We start from the raw sequence: 7,205 nt of genomic DNA, 5'->3' as shown, positions 1-7,205 counted from the left end.
ACATGATGTCGCCGGGCCCCCTCATCGTGTCCACGAGCGCCGAGTGCGGCGCGGGCGCGTACTACAGCGCGCCGAAGCCCACCTTGCGCGGGGCCGGCTCGCCGAGCTCGACGTAGGCGAGACGGTCCGCCGGGACGAGGACCTTGCGGCCGTGCTCGTCCACGAGGCTCAGCAGCTGAGACTTGCCGGCCAGTGCCTCGGCCACCGCCCGCTCGACGTCCTCGGCACTCTGACCGCTCTCCAGAACGATCTCGCGGGGCGCGTGCTGCACGCCGATCTTGACCTCCACGGCTATGTCCCTCCGACGGTCAGTGAAGTGCGCGACCATTCCGCGCCGTACGCAGCAAACATTAGCCCGGTGAGGGGACGAACACGCTCCGGTCGGCAACGCCAGGAGCGAACACCGACCGGGAACAAACCCGCACCGGGTGCCCGTCAGTGGTGCTCGTTGCCGTGCAGCGGGAAGCCGGCGATGCCCCGCCAGGCCAGCGACGCCAGCAGCTGGACCGCCTGGTCGCGCGGGACGCTGCGGTCGCTGTGCAGCCAGGAGCGCGCCACCACCTGGGCGAGCCCGCCCAGACCGGAGGCCAGCAGCATCGACTCGGCGCGCGAGAGCCCGGTGTCCTCGGCGATGACCTCGCAGATCGCCTCGGCGCACTCGGTGGTGACCTTGTCGACGCGCTCGCGCACGGCGGGCTCGTTGGTCAGGTCCGACTCGAAGACCAGCCGGAAGGCGCCGCCGTCGTCCTCGACGTACGCGAAGTAGGCGTCCATCGTCGCCCGGACGCGCTGCTTGTTGTCGGTCGTCGACGCCAGCGCGGCCCGTACCGCCTGGATCAGCGACTCGCAGTGCTGGTCCAGCAGGGCGAGGTAGAGGTCGAGCTTGCCCGGGAAGTGCTGGTACAGCACGGGCTTGCTGACGCCGGCGCGCTCGGCGATGTCGTCCATCGCCGCCGCGTGATACCCCTGCGCGACGAAGACCTCCTGGGCGGCGCCCAGCAGCTGGTTCCGTCGAGCTCGGCGCGGCAGGCGGGTGCCACGTGGGCGTGCTGCCTCAGTTTGCTCGATGGCTGTCACGCCGCCTCCCAAAGTCGTCCACTTGCGGTGTGCGCCGCGCCGCCATCGTACTTTTCGGTAACCCTGGTGTGCGCGGTGCGAGCGGAGAATTTCACGGACCGGACGCCGATGAAAACGGTGTGCAATGGGGTGAACACGCGCATGCCGGGCGGGCCGGAGGTCCGGTCCTGCTCAGCGCGTTGTCCGACAAGGGTTCTCGCGGTCTCGAAAGGTGCTGTCCGGGGAGCCTCCTCGCTGCGTCCTCGTGCGCTTCCTCGTTCCGCCGGGTGCCGCCGGGGTCAGCGGTAGTCGTCCTCGTCCAGCGCCACCACGCGCGCTTGTTCGACCTGGTCGGCCTCGTTCGCACGCGCAGGATCCACCTCGTCCAGAGGGTCGTCGCGGTCCGGGGCGAGAACCTCGGCCTGTTCCGCCGCGTCGTTCTCCGGTGCCTCGACGTCGATCTCCCGCGGATCACCGGCCCCGAACGCGTCGAGCTCCTCGAACACCTCGGGGTCGGTGGGTTCAACGGCCATGATGGGCTCCCTTCCTCGAACGTCCCCGTAATGAGCAGGGGCTGTAGCGGGTGCCCTCTCCCCGAGCCTAGGAGACACCCGATCCGGACGCCATGCGATCCGCGCGCGACCTGCGTGTCGTCCGCCTGCGACCTGCGCGCCGTCCACCCGCGACCCGTGTGACGACCCCTGTACGTCCCGCTGCGAGCTGTGGGCCGTCCACTTGCGACCCGCGTGTGTCCACTTGCGACCCGCGTGTGTCCACTTGCGACCCGTGCATGTCCACCCGAGAGCCGTGCGCGATATGCCCGTGACCCGTGCGCGGCCTGTGACGGCGAACACAGGGGGGAACGCAGCAGTCCCTGCGTGATCGTCTCGTAACATTGCCCGCATGTCGTCGACCGAGCTGCCGTCAGTGCCCCCCACCGACCTGCTTCCGGAAGCCATCGCCGTCAGGGTCGCGGACGGCGAACGGCTCAGGTCGGTAGGGCTGCCCGGGGTCACCCTGTCGGTGCGGTCGAGGCCGCCGGGGCGCGTGGGGCTGGCGCCCGCGCTGTTCGTCCACGGCCTCGGCGGCTCCTCCCAGAACTGGTCCTCGCTGATGGCCCTGCTCGACGGGGTGGTGGAGAGCGAGGCGGTCGACCTGCCCGGCTTCGGTGACTCCCCGCCACCGGACGACGGCGACTACTCCGTCACGGGGCACGCGCGCGCGGTCATCCGTTACCTCGACGCGTCCGGGCGCGGGCCCGTGCACCTCTTCGGCAACTCGCTCGGCGGCGCGGTCTCCACGCGCGTGGCCGCGGTGCGGCCCGACCTCGTCCGGACGCTCACGCTCGTCTCGCCCGCGCTGCCCGAGCTGCGGGTGCAGCGCACCGCACTGCCGACCGGACTGCTGGGCTTCCCCGGCGTGGCGGCGCTGTTCACCCGGTTCACCAGGGAGTGGACGGCGGAGCAGCGGGTACGGGGCGTCATGGCGCTCTGCTACGGGGACCCCGGCCGGGTGGCCCCGGAGGCCTTCGACCACGCGGTGGAGGAACTGGAGCGGCGGCTGCGGCTGCCGTACTTCTGGGACGCGATGAGCCGGTCCGCGCGCGGGCTGGTCAACGCGTACACGCTGGGCGGTCAGCACGGGCTGTGGCGCCAGGCCGAGCGGGTCCTCGCGCCCACCCTTCTCGTCTACGGCGGCCGCGACCAGCTCGTCGGCTTCCGCATGGCCCAGCGGGCGTCGCAAGCGTTCCGCGACTCCCGACTGCTGACCCTGCCGAACGCCGGGCATGTGGCGATGATGGAGTACCCCGGTACGGTTGCCACGGCGTTCCAGGAACTTCTGACCCATGCGGAACGCTCCGGGACCACAGGCCTGATCGTCTCCGACGGCGATGCCGGGCCCGTCCGACGAACCAATACCGGGAGCTGAGAGGCTACGTGGGACGCCACAGCCGCCGCGGTCCCGCGCCGAAGGGCGCGGGCAGGACGGATGCCGGGGGAGCCGGGAACACCGGCGGCGCACGGGGCGCCGGGGGCACAGGCGACCGGATGCCGCCCGCGGCGACGGGGACCGGGGCCACGCCCGCGCGCCCGATGCCGCGTCCGGCTGACGGTACGCCCGCTCACGGCATCCCGCGGCTGCCGGACGGCACTCCCGCGCACGGCATGCCCCGGCTGCCCGACGGCACTCCCGCGCACGGTGTGCCGAGGGTTCGGGGCGGTCATCCCGAGCAGCGTGAATCCGGCGGTGGCTGGGGTGCGCCGAGGGGCTCGGCGGCCGACCGGCCCGGCAACGGCCCCGGGGGCGGCGGGCAGGGTCCCTCCATCCCGCGGCAGCGCCGGTCGGCCACATCGGGCCCGCGGCAGGAGTACCTCGACGCCTTCACCGAGGACGACGTCTTCGCGCCCCGCGCCACCGCCTCCGCGCTCGCCACGGATCCGTACGTCCGCGGTGCCGGCCGGGCCGGTGGCACCCTGCGGACCGCCACGGGCGGCGGTGCCGTCACCGGTGTCGGCACGGGCGCCGGGACCGTCGGTGACGTGGCGGACGACGACGCGCCGCCGTCGGGTGAGCCCACGCGGGAGGGCCGGGTCAAGGGCCGGGCCTTCGCCGGCATAGCGGCCGCCGCCGTCACCACCGTGCTGGCCGTCGTCGTGGCCGGCCAGGTCACCGGCCACCAGGACGACGACAGCGCCGTACGGTCGCAGTCCCTCACCGGCCCGGCAGGCGGCTCCGCGCCTTCCGCGGTGCCCGACGACGTCGCGTCACCCCCGGTGGTGCCGCTGACGTACGCGCAGAAGATGGCCCAGAAGTACCCCCTGAGCGCCACGCTCAAGGGCTCGGGGAAGTTCGAAACGGTCCCCGGGGTCGACAAGGCGCCGGGCAAGGGCAGGAAGTACACCTACCGCGTCGACGTGGAACAGGGGCTCGGTCTCGACGGCGAACTCTTCGCGCAGGCCGTGCAGAAGACCCTCAACGACGACCGGAGCTGGGCCCACGACGGCGCCCGCACCTTCGAACGGATCGACTCGGGCAAGCCCGACTTCGTCATCACCCTCGCCAGCCCCGGCACCACCGCCGTCTGGTGCGCCAAGTCCGGCCTGGACACCACCGAGGACAACGTCTCGTGCGACTCGGCCTCCACGGAACGCGTGATGATCAACGCCTATCGCTGGGCGCAGGGTTCGAAGACCTACGGTGACGCGATCCACCCCTACCGCCAGATGCTGATCAACCACGAGGTCGGCCACCGCCTCGGCTACAGCCATGTGAAGTGCGGCAAGGACGGCGAGCTCGCCCCGGTCATGCAGCAGCAGACCAAGTTCCTCGACCACGACGGCATCACGTGCAAGCCCAACCCCTGGGCCTATCCCAACGGCTGACGTACGGCTGACCCGCCGACTGACCCAACGGGTGACGGACGCCTTCCGGGGGCGGGCCGGGCTGCACGTACGGCCCTCCAGGACCCTGCCTCCCACGCTCCTTCGCGGGGGCGCTCGCGGCCGACCCGCGCCACGGGGACCCGTCCATATGTGACGTCACGCGTCCGAATGAACTCTTAGCGCGACGGAACGCGACCCGCACGGGAAAGTTACGACCGTTCACCCCTTTTGGTGGCGCGACGGACAACCGTCCATCACGCCACCGCCTTGTCCGCTTACGTTCTTCCCGCTGCGAGCCGTCGAGTCAACGGCGGCTCCCCATACGGGAGATCGGGGGTGCACTCGTGCGCATCGGACTGCTTACGGAGGGTGGCTATCCGTATCTGAGCGGTGACGCCAGTCTCTGGTGCGACCGGCTCGTACGCGGGCTCCGGCAGCACGAGTTCGACCTCTACGCGCTCAGCCGCGGCGAGCACCAGGTGAACGAGGGCTGGGTCGAGCTCCCCCCGCAGGTCGACCGGGTGCGTACGGCGCCGTTGTGGACGGCGGGAGGCGACGGGGCGGGGTACGGGCGCCGTGCGCGCCGGCGCTTCGACGAGTACTTCGGGGAACTCGCGGCCGCCCTGTGCGCGGGCGTGCCGGAGGGCACCCGGCAGCCGTCGGAGAACCTCCCCCACCGTTCCGGGGAGATCCGCGCCCTTGAGGCGGACCGTTTCAGCAGGGCGCTGTACGGACTTGCCGAACTCGCCCGCGACGAGGGCGGACTGCCGGGGGCGCTCCGCTCCGAGCGCGCCGTACGCGCCCTGGAGCGCGCCTGCCGAGCGCCCGGTGCCGCACGCCCGGCGCGCGAGGCGCGGGTACCCGATCTGCTCGCCGTCGCCGCGCGCCTCGAACACGCGCTGCGCCCCCTCTCGCTCGACTGGTACGGGGACGACGCACTCGGCTCGGCCGATCTGTGCCACGCCGCCTCCGGCGGAGCCGCGGCCCTGGTCGGACTGGCCGCCCGGCACTTCTTCGGCATGCCGCTGCTGGTCACCGAGTACGGCGTCCGGCTGCGCACGCACTATCTGGCCTCCGGCGCGGGCCCGACCGCCACGACCGTGCCCTGCGTACGGTCCCTGCTCGCCGCCTTCCACGGCATGCTCGCCACCGAGGTCTACCGGCAGGCCGCCTGTGTCACCCCCGGCAACGCGCACGCCCGCCGCTGGCAGGAGCGCTGCGGCGCCGACCGGGACAAGCTGCGCACCGTCTACCCGGGCATGGACGCCTCGCGCTTCGCGGAGGTGGGCGAGGCGCCCGACTGCGCCGACCCGGACACGCTGGTGTGGGTCGGCCGCGTCGAACCGGCCAAGGACCTGGTCTCCCTGCTGCACGCCTTCGCCGAGGTCCGCAAGGAGGCGCCGAAGACCCGGCTGCGCATCGTCGCGGCGGCCGTCGGGCCTGAGGGCGAGGCCTATCTGGGGCACTGCCGGATGCTGGCCGCGCAGCTCTTCCCCGACGAGGCGGAGGGCCCGTACGCCATGGGCGACAACCCGGTCTCCTTCGAGGAGATCGGCGGCCCGGAGACGCCCACCGTCGCGGAGGCGTACGCGGCCGGCGGGGTGACCGTTCTGTCGAGCGTCGTCGAGGGCTTCCCCGTCGGTCTCGTCGAGGCCATGCTCTGCGGCCGCGCCACGGTCTCCACCGACGTCGGCGCGGTGGTGGAGGTCATCGGCGGCACCGGGCTCGTCGTACCCCCGCGCAATCCGCGGGCGCTCGCCGAGGCGTGCGTGACCCTGTTACGCGACCCCGAGCGCCGTGCACGCCTGGGCGCGGCGGCCCGCGCGCGGGCGCTCGAACTGTTCACCGTCGAGCAGAACGTCAAGGCGTTCCACGGCATCTACCTGGAGATCCTCTCGCGCTCCCCGGTCGACCGGGCCGCCCTCGACCGCACCGGGGAGCCGCTGCCGTTCGCCGTCCCCGCCGAGGCCCGGCTGCCCGGCCGCTGGACGGGACGGGCCTCGCGCATCGCCGCGCGGGGCGGTCCCGGCTGGGCCGTGGGAACGCCGGTGCGGCCGACGGCCCCGGTGGCCGGCCCGGCCACGACGGAGGAGGCGCGATGAACGGGCCGACGCGACCGGACGGCCGCTCCGGAACACCGGACGGGACGAGCACGGCGGCCGCCGCCGGAACGCCCGCCGAGGCGCCCGACTCCACCGTGCAGGTCGGTGACGTACTCGCCCGTGACGTACTGGCCGACGCCGTACCGGTCGAAGGCGTACCGGTCGGCTGGTCGGGCGGCCGGCCGGGCGGCGGCGGACCGGTCGAGGGCCTGCCGGGTGGCGGCGGGCCGGCCGACGGCGTACCGGGTGGCGGTGGACGCTCCGGCGGAGTCACGGTCGGCATGAGCGCCTTGACCGAGTCGGCCGGTCCCCGCCGTGGCGCGGCCGACCCCGTCAAGGCCCTGATGCACCGTCACCGCGACCTGTGCGAACGGGCCGTGGACCCGCTGGAGATCGCGGCCGGTCTTGAGGCGCACGGCGTCACCGACCGGACCGCCGCCCGCTTCCGTCACCGGGACGTCTTCTCCCTCGCCGAGGAGATGTACGCCCGGGTTCCCCGCACCGACGAGGAGCCGCCGCGTCCGCTCACCGCCGCGGCCACCCGGCCCCGCGCGGACTGGGTCCTGCTCGCGCTGCTGCCGGGAGCCCTGTGCGCCGCCACGGTGGCCGGTCTGCGCCTCACCGGCGGACAACCCCGGCTGATCACGGCCGCCGTGGGCATCCT

At 73.2% G+C, this 7,205-nt stretch carries 6 protein-coding genes and 1 pseudogene; 4 read left to right on the top strand and 3 right to left on the bottom strand.

Annotated elements, in window-relative coordinates:
- Window positions 1-61 precede the first annotated feature (61 nt).
- From ABT085_RS41395 to ABT085_RS41385, 3 genes are all read right to left on the bottom strand, one after another.
- The gene (locus ABT085_RS41395; RefSeq protein WP_123762915.1) at window positions 62-289 is read right to left on the bottom strand and encodes a DUF3107 domain-containing protein; all 228 of its coding nucleotides are present in this window, start codon (window positions 287-289) and stop codon (window positions 62-64) included.
- Window positions 290-435: 146 nt separating this feature from the next.
- The gene (locus ABT085_RS41390; protein ID WP_351620748.1) at window positions 436-1,077 is read right to left on the bottom strand and encodes a TetR/AcrR family transcriptional regulator; all 642 of its coding nucleotides are present in this window, start codon (window positions 1,075-1,077) and stop codon (window positions 436-438) included.
- Window positions 1,078-1,355: 278 nt separating this feature from the next.
- On the bottom strand, window positions 1,356-1,589 hold the full coding sequence (locus ABT085_RS41385; RefSeq protein ID WP_351620745.1) for an Rv3202a family protein: 234 nt from the start codon (window positions 1,587-1,589) through the stop codon (window positions 1,356-1,358).
- A gap of 370 nt (window positions 1,590-1,959) precedes the next feature.
- On the opposite strand from ABT085_RS41385, the gene ABT085_RS41380 reads away from it, so the two are divergent.
- From ABT085_RS41380 to ABT085_RS41365, 4 genes and pseudogenes are all read left to right on the top strand, one after another.
- A complete protein-coding gene (locus ABT085_RS41380; protein ID WP_351620743.1) occupies window positions 1,960-2,985 on the top strand; it encodes an alpha/beta fold hydrolase in 1,026 nt (341 codons plus the stop codon).
- Window positions 2,986-2,993: 8 nt separating this feature from the next.
- Window positions 2,994-4,439: a DUF3152 domain-containing protein gene (locus ABT085_RS41375; RefSeq protein WP_502982946.1), complete on the top strand. Its 1,446-nt coding sequence runs from the start codon at window positions 2,994-2,996 to the stop codon at window positions 4,437-4,439.
- Between the two features lie 344 nt (window positions 4,440-4,783).
- Window positions 4,784-6,541: a DUF3492 domain-containing protein gene (locus tag ABT085_RS41370; RefSeq protein ID WP_351620740.1), complete on the top strand. Its 1,758-nt coding sequence runs from the start codon at window positions 4,784-4,786 to the stop codon at window positions 6,539-6,541.
- Window positions 6,538-7,205: pseudogene (locus ABT085_RS41365) on the top strand (hypothetical protein); the annotation flags it as partial. The gene ABT085_RS41370 and the pseudogene ABT085_RS41365, both read left to right, overlap by 4 nt.

The sequence above is a fragment of the Streptomyces sp. NPDC002265 genome, assembly GCF_040296125.1.
In the GTDB taxonomy this organism is placed as follows: Bacteria; Actinomycetota; Actinomycetes; order Streptomycetales; family Streptomycetaceae; genus Streptomyces.
This window is presented reverse-complemented; position numbering and strand designations above follow the sequence as displayed.